Origin of the sequence: Rhizobium sp. S163 (assembly GCF_030380805.1) — a bacterium.
Taxonomy (GTDB): domain Bacteria; phylum Pseudomonadota; class Alphaproteobacteria; order Rhizobiales; family Rhizobiaceae; genus Rhizobium.
On sequence record NZ_JAUDSA010000003.1, the window covers coordinates 389,387 to 410,887 of the forward strand.

The 21,501-nt window shown below is 62.3% G+C and carries 25 protein-coding genes; 19 read left to right on the top strand and 6 right to left on the bottom strand.

The features are described from left to right. The first annotated feature begins 115 nt into the window (after nt 1-115). The 4 genes from QTL96_RS02055 to QTL96_RS02070 all read left to right on the top strand — a co-directional run bounded on the left by QTL96_RS02055 (nt 116) and on the right by QTL96_RS02070 (nt 4,119). Nucleotides 116-589, top strand: a complete 474-nt coding sequence (locus QTL96_RS02055) for a peroxiredoxin (protein ID WP_289726502.1) — start codon at nt 116-118, stop codon at nt 587-589. Nucleotides 590-714: 125 nt separating this feature from the next. Further along, on the top strand, nt 715-2,022 hold the full coding sequence (locus QTL96_RS02060) for a peptidoglycan DD-metalloendopeptidase family protein (protein WP_289726503.1): 1,308 nt from the start codon (nt 715-717) through the stop codon (nt 2,020-2,022). Between the two features lie 158 nt (nt 2,023-2,180). Next, the gene (locus QTL96_RS02065; RefSeq protein ID WP_018902221.1) at nt 2,181-3,695 is read left to right on the top strand and encodes a DEAD/DEAH box helicase; all 1,515 of its coding nucleotides are present in this window, start codon (nt 2,181-2,183) and stop codon (nt 3,693-3,695) included. A gap of 4 nt (nt 3,696-3,699) precedes the next feature. Beyond that, nucleotides 3,700-4,119, top strand: coding sequence for an NUDIX domain-containing protein (locus QTL96_RS02070; protein ID WP_289726504.1), 420 nt, complete (start codon nt 3,700-3,702; stop codon nt 4,117-4,119). 25 nt (nt 4,120-4,144) lie between these two features. On the opposite strand, the gene QTL96_RS02075 is transcribed toward QTL96_RS02070, so the two are convergent. Genes QTL96_RS02075 through QTL96_RS02085 form a run of 3 tightly spaced genes read right to left on the bottom strand, consistent with a single transcriptional unit; the run spans nt 4,145 to nt 5,136 of the window. Next, nucleotides 4,145-4,462 (bottom strand): TfoX/Sxy family protein, encoded by a 318-nt coding sequence (locus tag QTL96_RS02075; protein ID WP_289726505.1) that lies wholly within the window; start codon nt 4,460-4,462, stop codon nt 4,145-4,147. 13 nt (nt 4,463-4,475) lie between these two features. After that, on the bottom strand, nt 4,476-4,970 hold the full coding sequence (locus QTL96_RS02080) for a flavin reductase (RefSeq protein ID WP_289726506.1): 495 nt from the start codon (nt 4,968-4,970) through the stop codon (nt 4,476-4,478). A 4-nt stretch (nt 4,971-4,974) separates the two neighbouring features. Continuing rightward, nucleotides 4,975-5,136: a hypothetical protein gene (locus QTL96_RS02085; protein WP_155947887.1), complete on the bottom strand. Its 162-nt coding sequence runs from the start codon at nt 5,134-5,136 to the stop codon at nt 4,975-4,977. Between QTL96_RS02085 and QTL96_RS02090 the strand changes: the two genes are divergently transcribed. From QTL96_RS02090 to purB, 4 genes are all read left to right on the top strand, one after another. Continuing rightward, complete coding sequence (locus QTL96_RS02090; RefSeq protein WP_289726507.1) at nt 5,135-6,217, top strand: branched-chain amino acid ABC transporter substrate-binding protein; 1,083 nt, start codon at nt 5,135-5,137, stop codon at nt 6,215-6,217. The two genes, QTL96_RS02085 and QTL96_RS02090, sit on opposite strands and share 2 nt — an antisense overlap. A 39-nt stretch (nt 6,218-6,256) precedes the next feature. Beyond that, on the top strand, nt 6,257-6,934 hold the full coding sequence (rpe, locus tag QTL96_RS02095) for a ribulose-phosphate 3-epimerase (RefSeq protein ID WP_113236630.1): 678 nt from the start codon (nt 6,257-6,259) through the stop codon (nt 6,932-6,934). A gap of 37 nt (nt 6,935-6,971) precedes the next feature. Further along, on the top strand, nt 6,972-7,460 hold the full coding sequence (locus QTL96_RS02100; protein WP_289726508.1) for a hypothetical protein: 489 nt from the start codon (nt 6,972-6,974) through the stop codon (nt 7,458-7,460). Between the two features lie 82 nt (nt 7,461-7,542). Next, the gene (purB, locus tag QTL96_RS02105) at nt 7,543-8,850 is read left to right on the top strand and encodes an adenylosuccinate lyase (RefSeq protein ID WP_113011297.1); all 1,308 of its coding nucleotides are present in this window, start codon (nt 7,543-7,545) and stop codon (nt 8,848-8,850) included. A gap of 9 nt (nt 8,851-8,859) precedes the next feature. Here the strand turns inward: purB and QTL96_RS02110 are convergent, their stop codons facing one another. Next, nucleotides 8,860-9,360 carry a low affinity iron permease family protein gene (locus tag QTL96_RS02110; RefSeq protein WP_289726509.1) on the bottom strand — a complete coding sequence of 167 codons (501 nt, stop codon included), beginning with the start codon at nt 9,358-9,360 and terminating at the stop codon, nt 8,860-8,862. A 74-nt stretch (nt 9,361-9,434) separates the two neighbouring features. Further along, nucleotides 9,435-10,238: a DUF2189 domain-containing protein gene (locus QTL96_RS02115; protein ID WP_047512162.1), complete on the bottom strand. Its 804-nt coding sequence runs from the start codon at nt 10,236-10,238 to the stop codon at nt 9,435-9,437. Between the two features lie 154 nt (nt 10,239-10,392). On the opposite strand from QTL96_RS02115, the gene QTL96_RS02120 reads away from it, so the two are divergent. The 7 genes from QTL96_RS02120 to QTL96_RS02150 all read left to right on the top strand — a co-directional run bounded on the left by QTL96_RS02120 (nt 10,393) and on the right by QTL96_RS02150 (nt 16,255). Continuing rightward, nucleotides 10,393-10,947 carry an alpha/beta hydrolase gene (locus QTL96_RS02120; RefSeq protein WP_026283685.1) on the top strand — a complete coding sequence of 185 codons (555 nt, stop codon included), beginning with the start codon at nt 10,393-10,395 and terminating at the stop codon, nt 10,945-10,947. 398 nt (nt 10,948-11,345) lie between these two features. After that, nucleotides 11,346-13,580 (top strand): GGDEF domain-containing phosphodiesterase, encoded by a 2,235-nt coding sequence (locus tag QTL96_RS02125; RefSeq protein WP_289727153.1) that lies wholly within the window; start codon nt 11,346-11,348, stop codon nt 13,578-13,580. Between the two features lie 229 nt (nt 13,581-13,809). Beyond that, on the top strand, nt 13,810-14,574 hold the full coding sequence (gene purC, locus QTL96_RS02130; protein WP_018902208.1) for a phosphoribosylaminoimidazolesuccinocarboxamide synthase: 765 nt from the start codon (nt 13,810-13,812) through the stop codon (nt 14,572-14,574). A gap of 46 nt (nt 14,575-14,620) precedes the next feature. Further along, nucleotides 14,621-14,863 carry a phosphoribosylformylglycinamidine synthase subunit PurS gene (gene purS / locus QTL96_RS02135; protein WP_289726510.1) on the top strand — a complete coding sequence of 81 codons (243 nt, stop codon included), beginning with the start codon at nt 14,621-14,623 and terminating at the stop codon, nt 14,861-14,863. Between the two features lie 19 nt (nt 14,864-14,882). Beyond that, a complete protein-coding gene (locus QTL96_RS02140) occupies nt 14,883-15,140 on the top strand; it encodes a hypothetical protein (RefSeq protein ID WP_111563556.1) in 258 nt (85 codons plus the stop codon). Beyond that, nucleotides 15,137-15,808 (top strand): phosphoribosylformylglycinamidine synthase subunit PurQ, encoded by a 672-nt coding sequence (gene purQ / locus QTL96_RS02145; protein WP_113011291.1) that lies wholly within the window; start codon nt 15,137-15,139, stop codon nt 15,806-15,808. The genes QTL96_RS02140 and purQ overlap by 4 nt, the downstream gene beginning before the upstream one ends. A gap of 48 nt (nt 15,809-15,856) precedes the next feature. Further along, nucleotides 15,857-16,255, top strand: a complete 399-nt coding sequence (locus tag QTL96_RS02150) for a hypothetical protein (protein WP_018902204.1) — start codon at nt 15,857-15,859, stop codon at nt 16,253-16,255. 126 nt (nt 16,256-16,381) lie between these two features. Here the strand turns inward: QTL96_RS02150 and QTL96_RS02155 are convergent, their stop codons facing one another. Next, nucleotides 16,382-16,633, bottom strand: a complete 252-nt coding sequence (locus QTL96_RS02155; protein WP_289726511.1) for a DUF1127 domain-containing protein — start codon at nt 16,631-16,633, stop codon at nt 16,382-16,384. Nucleotides 16,634-16,714: 81 nt separating this feature from the next. Between QTL96_RS02155 and QTL96_RS02160 the strand changes: the two genes are divergently transcribed. The 4 genes from QTL96_RS02160 (at nt 16,715) to QTL96_RS02175 (ending at nt 21,453) form a co-directional block, all read left to right on the top strand. After that, entirely contained in the window at nt 16,715-18,133 is a 1,419-nt protein-coding gene (locus tag QTL96_RS02160) for a PLP-dependent aminotransferase family protein (RefSeq protein ID WP_289726512.1), read from the top strand. 141 nt (nt 18,134-18,274) lie between these two features. Beyond that, nucleotides 18,275-18,841: an acyloxyacyl hydrolase gene (locus QTL96_RS02165; RefSeq protein WP_289727154.1), complete on the top strand. Its 567-nt coding sequence runs from the start codon at nt 18,275-18,277 to the stop codon at nt 18,839-18,841. A 123-nt stretch (nt 18,842-18,964) separates the two neighbouring features. Further along, entirely contained in the window at nt 18,965-21,199 is a 2,235-nt protein-coding gene (gene purL / locus QTL96_RS02170) for a phosphoribosylformylglycinamidine synthase subunit PurL (protein WP_289726513.1), read from the top strand. A gap of 20 nt (nt 21,200-21,219) precedes the next feature. After that, nucleotides 21,220-21,453 carry a BolA family transcriptional regulator gene (locus QTL96_RS02175; RefSeq protein WP_018902199.1) on the top strand — a complete coding sequence of 78 codons (234 nt, stop codon included), beginning with the start codon at nt 21,220-21,222 and terminating at the stop codon, nt 21,451-21,453. Nucleotides 21,454-21,501: the final 48 nt, after the last annotated feature.

Here is a 21,501-nt window from a genome sequence, read left to right on the forward strand (position 1 = left end):
CCTCGCCTGTCTCCTTGTTCTGTGATTGGACCAGACTGGCTGGACGGTGATTTGTCCAATATATATCTGGCAAATCACCTCTTATCCACAAACCCGGCAAAAGAAAGGTTTCCCCATGGCGGAACTCAGCATCGGCTCCAGCGCGCCCGACTTCGATCTCCCGCGCGATGGCGGCGGACGCGTGAAGCTGACGGATTTCCGCGGCAAGGCATTGGTTATTTTCTTTTATCCGAAGGACGACACCTCAGGCTGCACGACCGAATCGATTGCCTTCACCGCCCTTGCCGACGAGTTCGAAAAGGCCGGTGCAGCCGTTATCGGCATGTCGCCGGATTCGGCCGCATGCCATGATCGCTTCATCAAGAAGCACAAGCTCGGCGTGGCGCTCGCGGCCGACGAGGAGAAGACCACGCTGGAGGCCTACGGCGTCTGGAAACAAAAGAGCATGTACGGCCGCACCTATATGGGCGTCGAACGCACGACACTCCTGATCCGCCCAGATGGCACGATCGCCACCATCTGGCAGAAGGTCAAGGTCGCCGGACACGCCGAAACCGTGCTCACGGCGGTCAAGAATCTCGCTTCTTAAGTGTAGCGAGAGTAAACTCCAATAATTCGCCCATGCGTTGAATAAGGCCAAATCTAAGGCTTTGTTAACCTTAACAGTATGTAATCGACCCAATTCAGGCAGGTCCGTGAGTTGGGAGAGTCTCCGTGGCGCACACACAGCAGAACGGCGTATTCGGCAAGCAAAAACAGGAGCATATCCTGATCCTTGCCAGCGGCGATCGGGTTCGTCACCTGACCGTCAAGCCGTGGATGGCGGCAATCGCGGTCTGCTTCGTGGGCGTCTTCGCCATCGGCTACCTGCTCGCCACTTCCTATTTGGTGCTGCGCGACGACCTGATCGGCGCAACCATGGCGCGCCAGGCGCGCATGCAGCATGATTACGAGGACCGCATCGCGGCACTGCGCGCCCAGGTCGATCGCGTCACCTCCCGCCAGCTGCTCGACCAGCAGGTCGTGGAAGACAAGGTCGACAAGCTGATGGAGCAGCAGCAGGCGCTGACCTCGCGCCGCGGCAAGCTCGGCCAGCTGCTCGACCGCGCCGAGAACTCCGGCCTCGACGCCAAGACGGAAACGCCCGCCTCCGCCTATGCGCCTGAGACCAAAGGCAAGCGCGCCGAACTGCCTGCCGCCATGCAGGCGATCGAGCGGCAGCTCGCCGGCGACGCAACGCCGGCTGACGTGACGCCAGACAACTCGACGCTCTCCTACGTGCCGGCCCGCCAAACCATGGGCGACCGCGCCGACCGCGTCTTCTCCAAGGTGACGCTCTCCCTCAAGGGGATCGAGCAGCGCCAGCGTGATCGCGTCAGTCAACTGACGACGGATGCGACTGACGCATCGGCGGCGATCTCCAACGTACTGACCCGCTTCCAGATCCGCGTGCCCTCGGAGACGGCGAGCGCAAAGGCCACAGACGACAGCGCCGTCGGCGGTCCCTTTGTCGAGCCCGAGAGCGGCGACGACTTCGACAATTCGCTGGCACAGCTCGACACCGCCCTCACCCGGCTCGAAACCGTGCGCAACACCGCCTCGTCTCTGCCCTTCCAGAACCCCGCCATCGGCAAGGAAATCACCAGCCCCTTCGGCAACCGCCGCGATCCCTTCATTGGCCGGCTGGCGCTGCATTCCGGCGTCGATTTCCGCTTCGCACCCGGCGAAAAGGTTCGCCCGACCGCGCCCGGCAAGGTGGTCACGGCCGGCTGGACCGGCGGTTATGGCAACATGGTCGAGATCGACCACGGTAACGGCATCTCGACCCGCTACGGCCACATGTCAGAAATTCTGGTCAAGGTCGGCGACACTGTCGGCCGTGAGGATACGATCGGTCTCGCGGGCAGCACGGGCCGCTCCACGGGCACGCATCTGCATTACGAAGTGCGCCAGAATGGACGCGCCGTCGACCCGATCTACTTCATCAGCGCCGGCACGAAACTCGCCAGCTATATAAACTGAACGATCCCGCTAACCGTGGTTTTACCTCAACAACCCTGAGACCGCGCCGGTTCCTTGACTTCTCAACCGTTTCAGCCTATGTGGCGCTGCATTGCGGCATGCAATCCCGCCGACTCAAGCCTGAGCCTGGCCGAACCGGAACGGAAACAGTTTTCCCTTTGACGACATTTGCTGATCTTGGCTTGAGCCAAAAAGTGCTTTCCGCTGTCACTGACGCGGGCTACACGGTGCCAACACCTATTCAGGCTGGCGCGATTCCGTTTGCGCTTCAGCGCCGCGACATTTGCGGCATCGCACAGACGGGCACCGGCAAGACCGCTTCCTTCGTTCTGCCGATGCTGTCGCTGCTTGAAAAGGGCCGCGCCCGCGCTCGCATGCCGCGCACGCTGATCCTCGAGCCGACCCGCGAACTCGCCGCCCAGGTGGCTGAGAACTTCGAGAAGTACGGCAAGAACCACCGCCTCAACGTCGCGCTGCTGATCGGCGGCGTTTCGTTCGAAGAGCAGGATCGCAAGCTCGAGCGTGGCGCCGATGTTCTCATCTGCACCCCCGGCCGCCTGCTTGACCATTTCGAGCGCGGCAAGCTCCTGATGAGCGGCGTCGAGATCTTCGTCATCGACGAAGCCGACCGCATGCTCGACATGGGCTTCATTCCCGATATCGAACGCATCGCCAAGATGATCCCGTTCACCCGCCAGACGCTGTTCTTCTCGGCCACCATGCCGCCGGAGATCCAGAAGCTGGCCGACCGCTTCCTGCAGAACCCGGAACGCGTCGAAGTCGCCAAGCCCGCTTCCGCATCCAAGACCATCACGCAGCGCTTCGTCGCCGCCCATGGCAAGGATTACGAAAAGCGTTCGACGCTTCGCGACCTCATCCGCGCCCAGGAAGAGCTGAAGAACGCCATCATCTTCTGCAACCGCAAGAAGGACGTCGCCGATCTGTTCCGTTCGCTGGAACGCCACGGCTTCTCCGTCGGCGCGCTGCATGGCGACATGGACCAGCGTTCGCGCACGACCATGCTGCAGAATTTCCGCGACGGCCAGCTCCAGCTTCTGGTGGCATCCGACGTCGCAGCCCGTGGTCTGGACATCCCCGATGTCAGCCACGTCTTCAACTTCGATGTGCCCATCCACGCGGATGACTATGTGCATCGCATCGGCCGTACCGGCCGCGCAGGCCGTGCAGGCTCTGCTTTTACCATCGTCACCAGCCGCGACCAGAAGTTCACCGACGCGATCGAAAAGCTGATCGGTGAGAAGATCGAATGGCACAATGGCGATCTCTCGTCGTTGCCGCCGGCCGAGCCGAGCCGTGACGACGATCGCTCGCGCCGCAAGGGCGGCCGTGAGCGGGATAAGGACCGTGGCCGCGGCAGAAATCGTTCGGGTCATAAATCTGATATCGCCGCCGAGGATAATGGCGTCGAGACGATCGAAACAGCAGCCGCACCGGTACAAGCCGCACCAGCAAGGGTCGAAAGCGTGAAGCAAGAGCGCAAAGCAGAAAACAACAGGCAGAACAACAACGCGCGCGACCGCCGCCCTTATCCGGCTAACGACGACAATCGTGACCGCCGCCGCTACCGCGACCATGATGACGGCCCGACGCCAGTTGGCTTCGGCGACGACATCCCCGCCTTCATGCTGATCACGGCAAACGCCAAGATCTGATAGCATGGGCAGCCCCGGTATCGATTTTCCGGGTCTCGGCGTAGGATTGGTTATCCTGCGCCACGGAAAGATCCTCCTCTACAAGCGCGTTAAGGCGCCCGAAGCCGGCCACTGGAGCATCGTGGGCGGCAAGGTGGATCATATGGAGCCGGCCGAACAGGCGGCGAAACGCGAGGCCGAGGAAGAAAGCGGCCTTGAAATCGGCCGCGTCAGCTTTTTGGGCCAGACCGAAGTGATCAGCGACGCAGATCGCCAGCACTGGATCTCGCTTCTCTACATCGCCGAAGACTACGCCGGCGAACCTGCCTTGACGGAGCCTGACAAGCTTTCGGATTTCGGCTGGTTCTCGCGCAACGATCTGCCGCAGCCGCTCTCGGCCTTCGCTGCGGCCGCCATCGACCATCTCGGCCCAGAACAGTTCTAGTATTGAAGTTTGAAAGCGCGGCCGATCACTCCGCCCGCATCGCCGCCTCGTAAGCCAGCCGCACCCATCCCGCCATCAGATCCGGATCGTCATAAGGGTCGTCGGGGATCGACCAGTACGGCATCTTCACCGGCTTGCCGGTCTTTCCCTCATAGGTCCACTGGCTGGCGCCGGCCTCGGCGAAGGCGGGCGAACTGACGTCATCGGCCTTCAGGAGCATGTCGCCGCGAAACTCGAGCGCGATGATCCGGCCGAGATGGTAGATCCCCTTGCCGCCGAACATGCGCTTGATGGTGACGGGGCCAAGCCCCTGAAACATCTCTTCGATTTCGGCCGCGTCCATGAGAAAACTCGCTCTACAGGCTGTAATAATCGCGGTTCATGTAGAACAGCGCCGGCTTCGCCTCGTCGAACCGCACCGCCATGACTTCGCCGAAGATGATGTGATGCGTCGTCATTTCCTTGATCTCCGTCACCCGGCAATCAAAGGAGGCGAGCGCGTCCATGAGCACCGGCGCGCCGGTGACCAGCTTGTCGAAACGGCCCGTCGAAAAACGATCGCCGTCTTCCATCTTCGTCCGCCCAGAAAACGCGTCGGCCAGCGCCTGATGATGCGCGCCGAGCGTATTCAGCGCGAAGATGCCGCTGCGGAAGAAGATCTCGTTCTTCGGATTGCTGTTGTTGAGGCAGACCAGCACCGTCGCCGGGCCGTCAGAGACGGAGCAGGCCGCCGTGATCGTCACCCCGCGCCGCTGGTCGCCGACCGCGGTCGTCACCAACTGAACGTGCCCGCCGAAGCGGCTCATCGCGTCCCTGTAAAGGCCGGGATCGATCGGTTGCTTGCTCAACAAAATTTCACTCCACGAACACACGCATTTCGCGCGCATTATGACGGTCATAGGTTATCTTTTCTACAAACCGATGCCGAAAAGCGACCAATCCGCGCGTTTTTCTTTGACGATCCATTCCGGACGGATAAAAGAGCAGGAATAAACGGTTGGGGCGTGCATCTTTCATGACTATCTCGCGTTGCTTAGGTCTTTTTCCGCTGCTGCTTGTCGCAGCCGGGGAATGCCATGCAGCCGGCGTGACGATTGGCGTCGTCGCTCCGCAGACCGGTAGTTTCGCGCCGCTCGGCGCTCAGATCGCCGCCGGCGCCGAGGCGAAGATCCGCCAGGATGGCGACACCATCGTCACCGTCAACGAACCCTGCGAGGACAATAGCGGCGGCGCCGTCGCCGATGCGCTGATCGCGGCCAAGGTCCAGGTCGCCATCGGCTTCCTCTGCAGCCAGACGCTCGACGGCGCGCTCCCCAAGCTCAAAGACGCCAACATCCCTGCTATCACCGTCTCCGTGCGCTCCCGCATCCTCATGGAAGATGCGCTGAAAAACGGCTGGCCGCTCTTTCGCCTTGCGCCCGCCGATGGCGCCGAAGCCGCGAAGATCATCGAGGTCATCTTGCACGACTGGGCATCGAGCCCCATCGCGCTTGTCGAGGACGGCACGATCCACGGCCGCGAGCTCACCGAAGCGGTGCGCAACGCGCTGGAGCAGAACGGCCTGAAGCCTGTCTTCACCGACACATACCGCCCGGGCCAGGAGCAGCAGATCGCACTCGTTCGCCGGCTCAAGAGAGCGGGCGCGACCAAAGTCTTCATCGGCGGCGACCGCAGCGATGTCTCGATTATCGCCCGCGACGCCAAGGCCGAAAAGATCGCGCTCGAGCTGATGGGCGGCGACGGAATGCGCGCGGCTGACCAGCCGCTGCCGCTGGCCGACGGCGTCCTTGCCGTGACGCTGCCCGATTATACCGCCCGCGCCGATGCATCGGCCGCTGGTGTGGCGCTGCGCGCCGCCGGCATCGAGCCGGAAGGCTATGTCCTGCCGGCCTATGCCGCGGTTGAGATCGCGATCAAGGCGGTGCAGGCGGCGGCAAGCGACGAGCGGCCCGTCGCCCAGCATCTCGGCGGCATGCCCTTCGACACCGTGCTCGGCCAGATCACCTTCGACGCCGGCCACGAGCTGTCGCAAAACCCATATCAGCTGATGCAATGGCGCTCCGGGGCATTCGTCCCCTTCAGTGCGCCGGCGCAATAACGCCTGCGTGATCCCAGGCGACTTCAACGGAGAGAGACAATGACCCAGCCCATCCGCATCGCGCCATCCGTTCTGGCCGCCGACTTCGCCAAGCTCGGCCAGGAGGTACGCGACGTGACCGCGGCCGGCGCTGACTGGATCCACCTCGACGTCATGGACGGTCACTTCGTTCCCAACATTTCCTTCGGCCCGGATGTCATCAAGTCGCTGCGCTCTTACACCGACGCGACCTTCGACTGCCACCTGATGATTGCGCCTGTCGACGACTATCTCGAAGCTTTCGCCAAGGCCGGCTGCGACCGGATCACCATCCACGCCGAAGCCGGCCCGCATCTGCACCGCTCGCTGCAGACCGTGCGCAATCTCGGCAAGAAGGTCGGCGTCACCCTCAACCCGGCAACGCCGCTCTCCGTCTTCGAAAACGTGCTGGATGATATCGACCTGATCCTCATCATGTCGGTCAATCCCGGTTTCGGCGGCCAGAAGTTCATCCCCGCCATGGCCGACAAGATCGCCGCCGCCAAGTCACTGATCGGTGACCGGCCAATCGACCTCGAGGTCGACGGTGGTGTGACGATCGAAACCGCGCCCATGATCGGCAAGGCGGGCGCCAACGTGCTCGTCGCCGGCTCCGCCATCTTCAAGGGCGGCTCGGTCGAGGCCTACAAGCAGGCTATTTCGGCGCTCCGGACGGCGGCTGAAGGGCAATCCAAATAAGATCGGGCAAAGTAATATCGGGAGCGGCGTGTCGCTGATGGGAGACCGGCTACGGGCTGCGTACCCGCCCTACTCCGCCGTGCTCATCGGCGCGCCGCTCTGGGCTCTCCAGATGCTGGCCTCGGCGATGAGCACGCTCTATCTGCGCAACGGCCTGGAGACCAGCCACCTCGGCGATCTCGCCATCCTCTATTTCGCCGGCGGCCTGCTTGCCTGGCCCTTCGCGCTCATGCTGGGTCGCTTCTTCGCGCACAAGCGCCGGATCGAGACGCGCTTCGCCGCCTTCTTCGTGGCGCTTGTGGCCTGCACCATCCTGATGACGGCGTTTCTCTTCGCGATGGACTACCGGGTTTTCTACTCGCGCTGGCATGCGCCGGGAGGATCGGTGATCTGGTTTTTCCAGCTTATCTTCACCGGCGCGAGCTCGGTCTACCAGTTCATGGTGCTCGGTTTGCGGCTCTTCGTCCCCCTCGGGCTCGCCTGCCTGCTGGCAACGAGTTTCGCGCTTGCAAAACGCATGCGTTGAGATTGCCGCGCGTCTTTGCTACACGGGCGCCAACATTCCCCTTTAGAACGCCAACATTCCTTACGAACGAAAGCAGGAAGCCATGATCCCGCGCTACTCCCGACCTGAAATGGTCGCCATCTGGTCGCCCGAAACCAAGTTCCGTATCTGGTTCGAGATCGAGGCTCATGCCTGCACCGCGCTCGCCAACCTCGGCGTCATCCCGCAAGAATCCGCGCGCACCATCTGGGAGAAGGGTTCGGTTGCCGAATTCAACGTCGCCCGCATCGACGAGATCGAAGCCGTCACCAAGCACGACGTCATCGCCTTCCTGACGCACCTCGCCGAATTCATCGGCCCCGACAGCCGCTTCGTCCACCAGGGCATGACCTCTTCCGACGTGCTGGACACCACCTTCAACATCCAGCTGGTGCGCGCAGCCGATCTTCTGCTCGCCGATATGGACCGCGTTCTTGCGGCGCTGAAGACCCGCGCTTTCGAACACAAGGACACGGTGCGCATCGGCCGCAGCCACGGCATCCACGCCGAGCCGACGACGATGGGCCTGACCTTCGCGCGCTTCTACGCTGAAATGAAGCGCAACCGCGATCGTCTGGTCGCCGCCCGCGCCGAAGTCGCGACCGGCGCCATCTCGGGCGCCGTCGGCACGTTCGCCAATATCGACCCGAGCGTCGAGGAATATGTCTGCGAGCAGCTTGGCCTCGCTGCCGAGCCGATCTCGACCCAGGTCATCCCGCGCGACCGCCACGCGATGTTCTTCGCCACGCTCGGCGTCATCGCCTCGTCGATCGAAAACGTCGCCATCGAAATCCGCCACATGCAGCGCACCGAAGTGCTCGAAGCCGAAGAGTTCTTCTCTCCCGGCCAGAAGGGCTCTTCGGCCATGCCGCACAAGCGCAACCCGGTGCTCACCGAAAACCTGACGGGCCTCGCCCGCCTCGTGCGCATGTCGGTGGTTCCGGCCATGGAAAATGTCGCCCTCTGGCACGAGCGCGACATCAGCCATTCGAGCGTCGAGCGCGCCATCGGCCCCGACACGACGATCACGCTCGATTTCGCGCTGAACCGTCTGGCTGGCGTCATCGAGAAGCTGGTGATCTACCCTGAAAACATGCTGCGCAACATGAACCAGTTCAAGGGACTGGTCATGAGCCAGCGCGTGCTCCTGGCGCTCACCCAAGCTGGCGTGTCCCGTGAGGACAGCTACCGTCTGGTCCAGCGCAATGCCATGAAGGTCTGGGAAAAGGGCGCCGACTTCCTCGAGGAACTGCTTGCCGACGCCGAAGTGCGCGCCGCTCTGTCGGAAGAGGAAATCCGCGAAAAGTTCGACCTCGGCTACCACACCAAGCACGTCGACACGATCTTCAACCGGGTCTTCGCCAACAGCTGATCGACCTGATCAACTCTTCTGCGGCGCCTTTCGGGGCGCCGCTTTTCGTTTGTCCTTCTGCGAACGCGCCGCATCGATCTTCTTGCGCACGGCGGTTGCCGTCTTCGTGGATTTCGGCGCGGCATCGGCCGCCGCCTGCTTCTCCGCCTGCCCGCCCTTTGCAGCCTTTGCCACCAGCCGGTCGAGATGCTTCAGGTCGTCCTCGTCGAGGTTCTCGATGCCGATGAACCGGTTCTCCGCATGGCTCGTCAGGATCAGCTCATCGAGCTTCGCCTGGATGGCCCGCGTATCGCGTGTCTGGGCGTTCTGCAGCACGAACACCATGAGGAACGTGATGATCGTGGTGCCGGTGTTGATCACCAGCTGCCACGTCTCGGAATAATCGAAGAACGGCCCCGTCACGGCCCAGAGGATCACCAGGATCAATGCAAGGACGAAGGTCACGGGCTTGCCCGCCCACTCCGACGTCTTCGCTGAAAAGCGCATGAAGATATGCTGCGTGTCTGCCATGTTTGCCTCCCTCAAAGCTTGCACCAGTCAAACTCCGAGGAAGGCATTGGGTTCCTGAGTGAACCAGATGGCGATCAAACGATCGGCGGCGCCACCAGCTTACGATAGAGATGCCAGGTCGAATGGCCGAGGATCGGCATCACCAGCGCCAGCCCGACGAAGAGCGGGATGGTGGCGACGGCAAGCGACACGGCAACGATCAGCCCCCAGCACAGGACAGGGACCGGGTTGGCAAACGTGGCCCGCAGCGACGTCTCCATGGCGGCAACGAGGCCGATGTCGCGGTCGAGCAGGATCGGGAAGGTGACGACGGTGGTCGCCAGCACGATCAACGCGAAGCCGAACCCGATCAGGTTGCCCCAGATGATCAGCTGCATGCCTTCTGTCGTGCCGAAGATCTCGGAGAAGAAGGCTGACATCGAGCGCGGGAACACGTCGCTCAGCACATTGAGATAGAGCGTCTGCGCGGCCACCAGCCAGACGACGAAGAAGGCAAACAGCATCAGCCCGCCGGTGACGATCGACGGAAAGGCCGGCGACCGCGTCACTTCCATGGCGTGCCGCCAGGAACTGTCCATGCCAGCCTCCCGGCGCCTACTGATCTCATAGAGACCGATGGCCGCCAGAGGCCCGATCAGCGCAAAGCCCGCGATCAACGGAAAGATCATCGGCAACAGGTTGGCGCTCGACGTCGCCACCGCGAGAAAAATGCCCGCGATCGGATACATCAGGCACAGAAACACGTAATGCGATGGTTTTTCCCTGAAATCCGCCATACCGAGCCGGATGGCGTCGAAGACGTCGGCAAGGCCAATTTTGTTGATGACCGGGCGCGAATAGACATCGTCCGCGCCGGACATGACGTGAAATGCCGTCATGGCTTTCTCCTCCTCAGCCATTGAGGCCGGCGGCGAAAGCATCGGCGGTGCCGACATCGAGCGCGACCGGCAATGCGCTAACATAACAAAAATTGGCCGAGCTGTCCTGCTTTCCCTTGACTTTATCGCCGCGCCTTCTCACATCGGCGGCACCATGAAAGCTTCAGACGCCGAAATCCTCATCATCCCCGGTTACACCAACTCCGGCCCCGACCACTGGCAGAGCCGCTGGGAGGCGAAACTCAGCACCGCGCGCCGCGTCGAGCAGGCGGAGTGGTCCAAGCCCGTGCGCGAGGATTGGGCAGCGCGGATTGCCGAGGAAGTCAACAAGTCGACCCGTCCAGTGGTGCTTGTCGCCCACTCGCTCGGCGTGCCGTCGCTTCTGCATGCGATCCCGCAGTTCGAGAAGCCGGTCGCCGGCGCTTTTCTGGTCGCGCCGCCCGATGTCACCAACCCAGACATCCGCCCGAAGCACCTGATGACCTTCGGCCCCTACCCGCGCGAGCCCTTGCCGTTCCCGAGCGTCACGGTCGCCAGCCGCAACGATCCCTTCGGCACCTATGAGCATGCCGACGAGATCGCCGCAAGCTGGGGCTCATTGCTGGTCGATGCGGGAGAATCCGGCCACATCAACGCCGATTCCGGTCACGGCCCGTGGCCCGAGGGCACGATGGTCTTCGCGCAGTTCCTCAGCCGTCTCAAGGGCTAGGACGCCCTGGCATTTCCACGCGGACAATACTCAGTCGCCCTCGCCGCGCACGAAAAACGCGCTCGCGAACGCGGCGAGCACGACGCATTGCATGATGAACATTGGCCAATCCTGAGCCATGGTTTTTCCTCCATTCCCATCATATAGGGCGGAAAACACCGAGCAGGTATTTTGCGGGCGTTGCGATGCCGTTGCAAATGACATCGGTGCGATTGCTCCGCCGGATGCATGTGACCGAGAGCACGACTTTGGGAGCACTGGACAGCGCGATAAGTTTGCTCCGATATTAAGCTCAGCTTAATTCAATATAAGCAAATTGACACACGCCAGACGAGCGAGTGCGAGCATTGACCAAGAAGAGGCCTGATCAAACGGTTGGTTCCACAAAGAGCGATGAGATTATCGCTTCAACGGATGTATCCGATCGCGAGACCGACGCGCTGGTCGAGCGCGAAAGCCGTTGGAACTACGCGCTCGTCGGCTCTGATCTCGGCGTGTGGGATCACAACCTCAAGCTTGGAACGCGCTATTATTCCGAGACATGGAAGACCATGCGCGGCATGGCGCCCGACGAAGAGGCGGATGGCGACTACGATGCCTGGATCGCGCTGATCCATCCCGACGACCGAGCTTTCGTCATCGAGGCGATCGACCGGCAGAACGCCGGCGATCCGAATTTCCGTGTCTTCGAATATCGCGAACGCCACCGGGACGGCCACTGGATCTGGATCGAATGCCGCGGCGCCTGCGTGGAGTGGGACGAAAACGGCGCGCCTGCCCGCCTCGTCGGCACCGACACCGACATCACCGCCCGCAAGGAAGCGGAAGAGCGGCTGGCGCACATGTCGCGGCGGCTTGATCTTGCGCTCGACATTTCGGGGATCGGCGTATTCGAATCCGATCTCGATGCCGGCACTGTCGAATGGGACGCGCGCCTGTTGTGGATCTACGGCATCACGAACCCCACACGCGCCTCGCAGGGCGACGTCTGGACCGAAACGCTGCACCCCGACGACCGTGACCGTGTGCAGGCGACGGTGGCGGAGAACATTGAGCGCCAGTCGGGCTTCCAGCACGAATTCAGGATCATTCGCGGCGATGGCGCCGAACGCGTCATCCGCGCCAAGGCTGCCTTCTTCATCGACGGCAACGGCCACCGCAAGCTGATCGGCGCCAATTGGGACGTAACCGAGGAAGTGGCGCTCAACGCCGAACTCCAGCGCGCCAAGGACCTCGCCGAGGCCCACAACCGCGAACTCGAGGCGGCCAAGGAGAGCATCGAGCATCTCGCCCTCCATGACTTTTTGACGGGGCTGCCGAACCGCCGCTATCTAGACCGCAAGCTGGAAGAATATTCAACGAGAGCAAACACCGCCGACGATACGCTCGCGGTGCTGCACATCGACCTCGACCGCTTCAAGCAGATCAACGACACGCTCGGCCACCGCGCCGGCGATGCCATGCTGAAGCACGCGGCATCTGTGCTGACCGAAACCGTTCGCCCGGGCGATTTCGTGGCCCGCATCGGCGGCGACGAGTTCGTGGTGCTCTGCGCGCTCGATGTGACGCCGAAGAAGATCTCCAACATGGCCGAGCGCATCGTGCGCGAGCTCAGCCGTCCGATCCGCTACGAGCACCACGAGTGCCGCTTCGGCGCCAGTGTCGGCATCGCCACCGACAGCGGCCCGATGCTCGACGGCAAGCAGCTCCTGCTCAACGCCGACATCGCGCTCTATCGCGCCAAGAGCGGCGGCAGGAACCGGCACGAGTTCTTCTCCAAGGATGCCCGCCGCCAGGTGATAGCCAGCAAGCGGTTGGCCGACGATATCCTGATCGGCCTTGAGCGGCGCGAATTCGTGCCCTTCTATCAGCCGCAGTTCGATGCCCGCACGCTCGACGTCACCGGCGTCGAAACGCTCGCCCGCTGGCAACACCGCGAGCATGGCCTGCTGGCGCCCGATCGCTTCCTCGACATCGCCGAGGACATCAACGTCGTCGCGACCATCGACGGCGTCATTCTGGAGCAGGCGCTTGTCGATCGCGCCGCCTGGGAGAGCGAGGGCATCGTCATTCCGAAGATCGCGGTCAATGTCTCCTCCCGGAGACTTGATGATCCGGCGCTCGGCAAGAAGCTGCGGGCACTGAAGATCGTGCCGGGAACCATCGCCTTCGAGCTTCTGGAATCCATTTCGCTCGATGATTGCGACGACGCCGTCATCGCCAATCTCCGCCAGTTCCGCCGCCTCGGCATCGACATCGAGATCGACGATTTCGGCACCGGCCACGCCTCGATCGTCAGCCTGCTGAGGCTGAGCCCGAAGACGCTGAAGATCGACCGCGAGCTGATCCGCATGCTGCCGACCTCGTCCGAGCAGCGCAAGCTCGTCCGCTCGATCATCGAGATCGGCCGCTCCCTGAGCATTCTGGTGACGGCCGAAGGTGTCGAGACCATGGAGCACGCGCGTATCCTGGGCGACCTCGGCTGCGACGTGCTGCAAGGCTATGCGCTGGCCCGCCCGATGCCGGCAATGCAGATCCCCTCCTTCGTTCGCTCCGCCAGCTGGCGCCAGGCGGCGGCAGCAGCAGATACGCCGGCGCCCCGCAAGCCGAGCAAGGCGACGGCCTCCAAATAAAATACTGCACAACCCCGGCATAAACCTGAGGTCGTTTTGTTAAGCCGGGAAACGGGGTAGAATGGATTTCTTAGACATTCGATTCTCGCATCGGTGCTCCGGAAGACCGGAATCCGGGGAAGGAGTGACAGGCGGATTGTGAAACCCTCGCTTTTCCTTTATGGGGACGCCACGAGATCGATCCACTCGCGCTAATCCCAAGAGCGCCAACGACAAGAGAACAATCGCAATGAACCGTCGCCGCCGTATTTACGAGGGCAAGGCCAAGATTCTGTACGAGGGACCCGAGCCAGGCACGCTGATCCAGTTCTTCAAGGACGACGCCACCGCCTTCAACAAGAAGAAGCACGAAGTCATCGATGGCAAGGGCGTTCTGAACAACCGCATCTGCGAGTTCATCTTCAACCATCTGAACAAGATCGGCATTCCCACGCACTTCATCCGCCGCCTCAACATGCGCGAGCAGTTGATCCGCGAAGTCGAGATGATCCCGCTTGAGATCGTCGTGCGCAATGTCGCCGCCGGCTCGCTGGCCAAGCGCCTGGGTATCGAGGAAGGCGTGGTCCTGCCGCGCTCGATCATCGAGTTCTACTACAAGTCGGACGCGCTCGAAGACCCGATGGTCTCCGAAGAGCACATCACCGCCTTCGGCTGGGCCAACCCCGCCGAGCTCGACGACATCATGGCGCTGGCGATCCGCGTCAACGACTTCATGACCGGCCTGTTCTTGGGCGTCGGCATCCAGCTCGTCGACTTCAAGATCGAATGCGGCCGCCTCTATGAGGGCGACATGATGCGCATCATCCTCGCCGACGAAATCTCGCCGGACAGCTGCCGTCTCTGGGATATCGACACCCAGGAAAAGATGGACAAGGACCGCTTCCGTCGCGACATGGGTGGCCTTCTCGAAGCCTATTCGGAAGTGGCGCGCCGCCTCGGCATCATCAACGAGAACGAGCCTGTGCGCGGCACCGGTCCGGTTCTCGTCAAGTAACATAACGGCTAAGCAAGACATTCGCTAAAAAGGCAGGGAAGACAAAGTGATCAAGGCTCGTGTAACCGTCACGCTGAAAAACGGCGTTCTCGATCCGCAGGGCAAGGCCATCGAAGGCGCGCTCGGCGCTCTCGGCTTCGACGGCGTCGGCCATGTCCGCCAGGGCAAGGTATTCGACGTCGAAGTCGAAGGCACCGATAGGGCCAAGGCCGAAGGCGACATCAAGGCCATGTGCGAAAAACTCCTCGCCAACACCGTTATCGAGAACTATACTATTTCTCTCGACTAACGGTTGCGGAGATTGTCCGATGGCTGAAGTGACACAAGAATTTATGTTTGAGTTCTTTAAGCGCATTCAGGCCGAAATTTCGGGGCTGAAACACACTCAGAACGAGATGAGAAGCGAGTTGAACTCCATGCGGGGGATACTCGTTTCGGTAAATCAGGACATTCACAACATCTACAGCGTGCTCGACCGTCACGACCAACGCCTCGAACGCATTGAAAACCGTCTCGAACTTCGAGAACTCGCAGAAGCACAAGCAAGGTTTGAACAACACCCATGAAATCCGCCGTCGTTCAGCTTCCGGGCCTCAATCGCGATCGTGACATGATCGCCGCTCTCACCAAGATCTCCGGCCAGGCGCCGGTGACGATCTGGCAGACGGAGACCGATATCCCAGATGTCGATCTGATCGTCATCCCGGGCGGTTTCTCCTATGGCGACTATCTGCGCTGCGGCGCGATCGCCGCGCGCATGCCGGTCATGCAGGCGATCATCGAGAAGGCCAACAAGGGTGTGAAGGTTCTGGGCGTCTGCAACGGCTTCCAGATCCTCGTTGAATCCGGCCTGCTTCCGGGCGCGCTGATGCGCAATTCCTCGCTGAAGTTCGTCTGCCGCGAGATCAAGCTTGAAGTGGCGAATGCCGAGACGGATTTCACCCGCGCCTATGGCAAGGGCCAGATCATCCGTTGCCCGGTCGCCCACCACGACGGCAACTACTTCGCCGACGCCGAGACGCTGGCGAAGATCGAAGGCAACGGCCAGGTGGTCTTCCGTTACGCCGAGGGCACCAACCCGAACGGTTCACTGAACGACATTGCAGCCGTCATGAACGAGGGCGGCAACGTGCTCGGCATGATGCCGCACCCGGAAAACCTGATCGAAGCAGCCCATGGCGGCTCCGACGGCCGGGCGTTGTTCGCTTCCGCGCTCGACGTAATCGCTGCTTAACCTTAAACGGATATGAGGCCATTCATCCGGTCCACTGGAGCAAGATCGATGCGCCCTCACCTTCCCCTGACACATGTCCTCGCCATTGCCGCGACCGCGGCACTGGTTGCGTCGTGCCAATCTAAGACACCGGCGCCGTCACAGGACCGTAGCGCACTGTCGACCATGGAACGCGTGGCCGTAGCGGCCAACAATTGCTGGTTCAAATCTGGCGACGCGACATTTGCCGCCTACAAGCTGGCGCCGGAGCTCAACTCCTTCTCCGGCCGCCCGCGCATTCTCGTCGTCCACAAGGGCAGCCCGGAAAGCCGGCCGCTGCTGGTCGTCCAGGCGGAAGGCAACCCTTCCAAGCTCGACGCCTTCGGCCCGATGATGGATAGCCCGGCACGTCCGCGTATCGCTGGCGACGTCACGCGCTGGGCCGGCGGCAACAAGAGCTGCAGCTAAGCCAGCATTAGAGCGCCATGCGTCCGAATGGACGCGCAAAGGACGCTCTAACTCTTTGAATCTACGCATCGAGCTTTCCGAAAATCGATGCCGATTTTCGGGCCGATGCGCTAGGCGCCCAGAGCCTCAATCCCAGAAGAACGACTTGCCGACTTCCTTGCCGGCATCGGCCCTGCTGATGCCGATGTCGAGGAGTTCGGCATCTGTCAGATCCCTGAGCACGCGCCGGCTGGCCCGCTTCTGCTGCCAGAGCGCGATCTTGCCCCAAACGCGGCCAAGAGCCACCCACACATCGTGCCGGTCAAACCTCGCCGTTTGACGCAATTGCTCCGCTTGATGGAGCCGATTGTCTCTCCTGAAGTCGGGCGCTACTGACATGTCACTATCCGATCGCTGATTGTATGCGTTCACCCTGATAGACTTGACAGTGCAAGGGTGACAATCTAGGAAATTGTCATCATGACAAATTGGCTCCCTGATCTCTCGCGCGGTTCCGGCCCAGTCTATCTGCGCCTCGCGGACAATATCGAATCCGCCATCGCCAGCGGTGCCCTGCCCGCAGGCAGCAAGCTGCCGCCACAGCGCAATCTCGCTTATGATATCGGCGTTACAATCGGCACAATCGGCCGCGCCTACGCGCTGGTGCACGAGCGCGGCCTGGTGGCAGGCGAAGTCGGGCGCGGCACCTATGTGCTGGACCGGGCGGAGACGGCGCCGGGCAATCAGCCCGATCCGCTGACGATCGCGCTCGGCGGCACCAGGACAATCGACGCGCCATCGGGAAAAATCCGCTTCGACACGACGGCGGCTCCGGATCTTGGCCAGGGAAAAGCCATCGGCCGCATCCTCGCCGATATCGGCGAGCAGCAGCTTGCCGAGATCTCCTCTTATTCGCGCGTCTTTCCACAGAACTGGTATGAGGCCGGGCGCCGTTGGCTGTCGCGCAATGATTGGGCGCCCGACACCGAAAACATCGTGCCCACACTCGGCGCGCACGCGGCCGCCATCGCGGTCATCTCGGCCATATCATCGCCCGGTGACAAGATCGTCTTCGAGAACCTCAGCTATACGCAGGTGAGCCGCAGCGCCCGCATCCTCGGCCGGCGGACCATCACGGTCGATTCCGACGAGCATGGCGTCATTCCCGATGATTTCGAGCGCCTCTGCTCGCAGCAGCACCCGAAGCTCGCCTTCCTGATGCCGACGGCCCACAACCCGACGCTATCAACCATGCCGCATGAGCGGCGCGCCAAGATCGCCGAAATCGCGCGGCGGCATGGGGTCTGGCTGATCGAGGACGATCTCTATGGCGGCATGACCGGCGACGAAAACCCGCTGCTGGCCTCGTTGGCGCCCGATCGCACCTTCCTCATCAGCGGTCTCTCGAAATCGGTGGCCGCCGGAATCCGTGGCGGCTGGGTCGCCTGCCCGCCGCATTTCGCCCAGCGCATCAAGGTCACCCACAAGATGATCACCGGCGGCCTGCCCTTCATTCTGGCCGAAGCCTGCGCCCGCCTTGTCGAAAGCGGCGAGGCGCACGAAATCCGGGAGACCTGCATCACGGAGCTTTCAGGGCGCGAGCGACTGGCGCGCGAGACGCTTCAGGGCTTCGACTTCGTCTCGCATCCGCATGTGCCGTTCATCTGGCTGAAGCTTCCCGATCCGTGGCTCTCGGGCACCTTCAAGAACGCCGCCTTCCGCGACGGCGTGCTGATCGACGATGAAGACGAGTTCAAGGCGGCGCGCACAGACAAGGTCTATCACCGCGTGCGCATCAGCTTCTCCTCCCCCAAGGATAGAGGGGAAATGGTTGCAGGTTTGATGACAGTTCGACGCCTGCTTGAAAGTGGCGGCGCGGGATACGACGGCGAGGTCTGAAGCTGTTGCAGATCAGCCGCACCCGCTAAAATCTAGGGCTTACAGCGCCTGTCCGCTTTACCGAATCGATTTGCATGCTACCAATTGCGTTGAGGACGGCGATCTGCGCCGGCACCAAAGGCGGCGCATCTAATGAACAGCATGGCATCGGCATCGACCGGTCGCGGACTACTTCTCGCGGCTCTCCTTGCAAACATCTCGCTCCTGCCGGTCTCGGCCCATGCAGATGAAAAGATCTTCGACGAATTGCGCTTTGGCGCTTCCGCGTCGATCCAGGGCGGCCATAGCCACGAAGATGGCGTTTTCCCTGAGGTCACGGTCTTCTTCGACCCGTTCGGCCAGGATACGGCAACCGACTGGAAGCAGACGCTGGCGCGTCCGCGCCTGAACCTTGGCACGTCCATAGGCACCGCTGGCGAAGCAACGCAAATCTTCGGCGGTCTATCGTGGACTGTCAATTTCAACGAAAAAGTCTTTGCCGAAGCCGGCTTCGGCGGCGTCTGGCATAATGGCAACCTCGACTACGCGAAGGACGGTCCCGAGCTCGGCTGTCGCTTTATGTTTCATGAGTATGTCGGTGCGGGCTATCGTTTCGACGCGCACTGGAATGTCATGGCACAGGTTGCTCACTCCTCGCACGCCAATCTGTGCGACGGCCCCAACAGCGGCATGACCCGCGCCGGCATTCAGGTCGGCTACAAGTTCTAAACTTCCCGATATTTCGATCCGAAGCCCGCTCTCTGTGAACAGCGGGCTTTTTTCTGTCGCGCGCCGCACCCACTTAGGCTAAAGACACCGAAATCGCGCAACGGCAGGGACTTCGCAGAGCTCATGACCATTTCCAATACCCGCCCGATCACTCCAGAATTGATCGCCGCCCACGGCTTGAAGCCGGACGAATACCAGCGGATTCTGGATCTGATCGGCAGGGAGCCGACCTTCACCGAGCTCGGCATCTTCTCGGCCATGTGGAACGAGCATTGCTCCTACAAATCCTCCAAGAAGTGGCTCCGCACGCTCCCCACCAAGGGCCCGCGCGTTATCCAGGGCCCGGGCGAAAACGCCGGTGTCGTCGATATCGATGACGGCGACGTCGTCGTCTTCAAGATGGAGAGCCACAACCACCCGTCCTACATCGAGCCCTACCAGGGTGCCGCGACCGGCGTCGGCGGCATTCTGCGCGACGTCTTCACCATGGGCGCCCGCCCGATCGCCGCCATGAACGCGCTGCGTTTCGGCTCGCCTGATCATCCGAAGACGAAGCACCTCGTGTCCGGCGTCGTCTCCGGTGTTGGCGGCTACGGCAATTCCTTCGGCGTTCCGACGGTCGGCGGCGAAGTCGAGTTCGACGCGCGCTACAACGGCAACATCCTGGTCAACGCATTCGCGGCCGGCCTTGCCAAGTCCGACGGCATCTTCCTCTCAGAAGCCAAGGGCGTCGGCCTGCCCGTCGTCTATCTCGGCGCCAAGACCGGCCGTGATGGCGTCGGCGGCGCGACCATGGCATCGGCCGAATTCGACGAATCGATCGAAGAGAAGCGCCCGACCGTTCAGGTCGGCGACCCCTTCACCGAAAAGTGCCTGCTCGAAGCCTGCCTTGAGCTGATGCAGACCGGCGCCGTCATCGCCATCCAGGACATGGGTGCGGCGGGCCTCACCTGCTCGGCTGTCGAAATGGGCGCCAAGGGCGACCTCGGCATCCTGCTCGACCTCGACACCGTTCCGGTGCGCGAGGACCAGATGACCGCTTACGAGATGATGTTGTCGGAAAGCCAGGAGCGCATGCTCATGGTCCTCGAGCCCGCCAAGGAAGAAGTCGCCAAGGCGATCTTCGTCAAGTGGGGGCTCGACTTCGCGATCGTCGGCAAGACCACCGACGACCTGCGCTTCCGCGTCATGCACCAGGGCGTGGAAGTCGCCGACCTGCCGATCAAGGATCTCGGCGATCAGGCACCGGAATATGACCGCCCCTGGCGCGAGGCCGACAAGCGCGCGCCGCTTCCTGCCAATCTGGTGGCAGCCCCTGAGGATTACGGCCAGACGCTGCTGAAGCTCGTCGGCTCGCCCAACGAATCCAGCCGCCGCTGGGTCTACGAACAGTATGACACGCTGATCCAGGGCAACTCGCTGCAGTTGCCGGGCGGCGACGCCGGCGTCGTGCGCGTCGATACGCATCCGACCAAGGCGCTTGCCTTCTCCTCCGACGTGACGCCGCGCTATGTCGAGGCCGATCCGTTCGAAGGCGGCAAGCAGGCTGTGGCCGAATGCTGGCGCAACATCACCGCAACCGGCGCCGAGCCGCTGGCGGCAACCGACAACCTCAACTTCGGCAATCCGGAAAAGCCCGAGATCATGGGCCAACTCGTGCAGGCCGTGAAGGGCATCGGCGAAGCCTGCCGCGCGCTCGACTTCCCGATCGTCTCGGGCAACGTCTCGCTCTATAACGAGACCAACGGCGTCGCGATCCTTCCGACCCCGACCATCGCCGGCGTCGGCCTTCTCGGCGACTGGAAGAAGATGGCGCGCATCGGCAGCGCATCCGATGGTGACAAGGTCATCATGATCGGCACCGACGGCAGCCACCTCGGCTCCTCCATCTATCTCCGCGATATTCTCGGCAGCACCGACGGCCCGCCGCCGGAAGTCGATCTCTTCGCCGAACGCCGCAACGGCAACTTCGTCCGCTCGGTCATCCGCAACGGCCAGGCAACCGCCTGCCACGACATTTCCTCGGGCGGCCTGGCGCTTGCTCTGGCGGAAATGGCGATGTCCTCCGGCAAGGGTCTGAACATCAGCCTCAGCGAAGGTCGCGGCGAAACCCACGGGCTCCTCTTCGGTGAAGACCAGGCGCGCTACGTTCTGACCGTTCCGGCCGATGTCGCCAGCTTCGTCTGCGCCAACGCCGAAGGTGCGGGCGTTCCGTTCCGCCGCCTCGGCACGGTCGAAGGCGACGCGCTTGTCGTCGACGATCTGCTGTCGCTGCCGATTCAGCAATTGCGCCACGCCCATGAATCATGGTTCCCTGAATTCATGGATGGCAGCAGCACGCTCGCTGCCGCGGAATGATGCGCAAGGAGTAATCGACCATGGCCATGAAACCCGGTGATATCGAAGACATGATCAAGGCCGGCATCCCCGGCGCAAAGGTGGTCATCCGTGATCTGGCCGGCGACGGCGATCATTACGCCGCCGAAGTCGTAGCCGAAGCCTTCCGCGGCAAGAGCCGCGTGCAACAGCACAAGATGGTCTACGACGCGCTGAAGGGCAACATGGGCGGCGTCCTGCACGCGCTGGCGCTGCAGACCTCGGCGCCGGAATAAGGCCCACCGTCAAAGCCTGTTAGAAAATGCCCGGTTCCGCCGGGCATT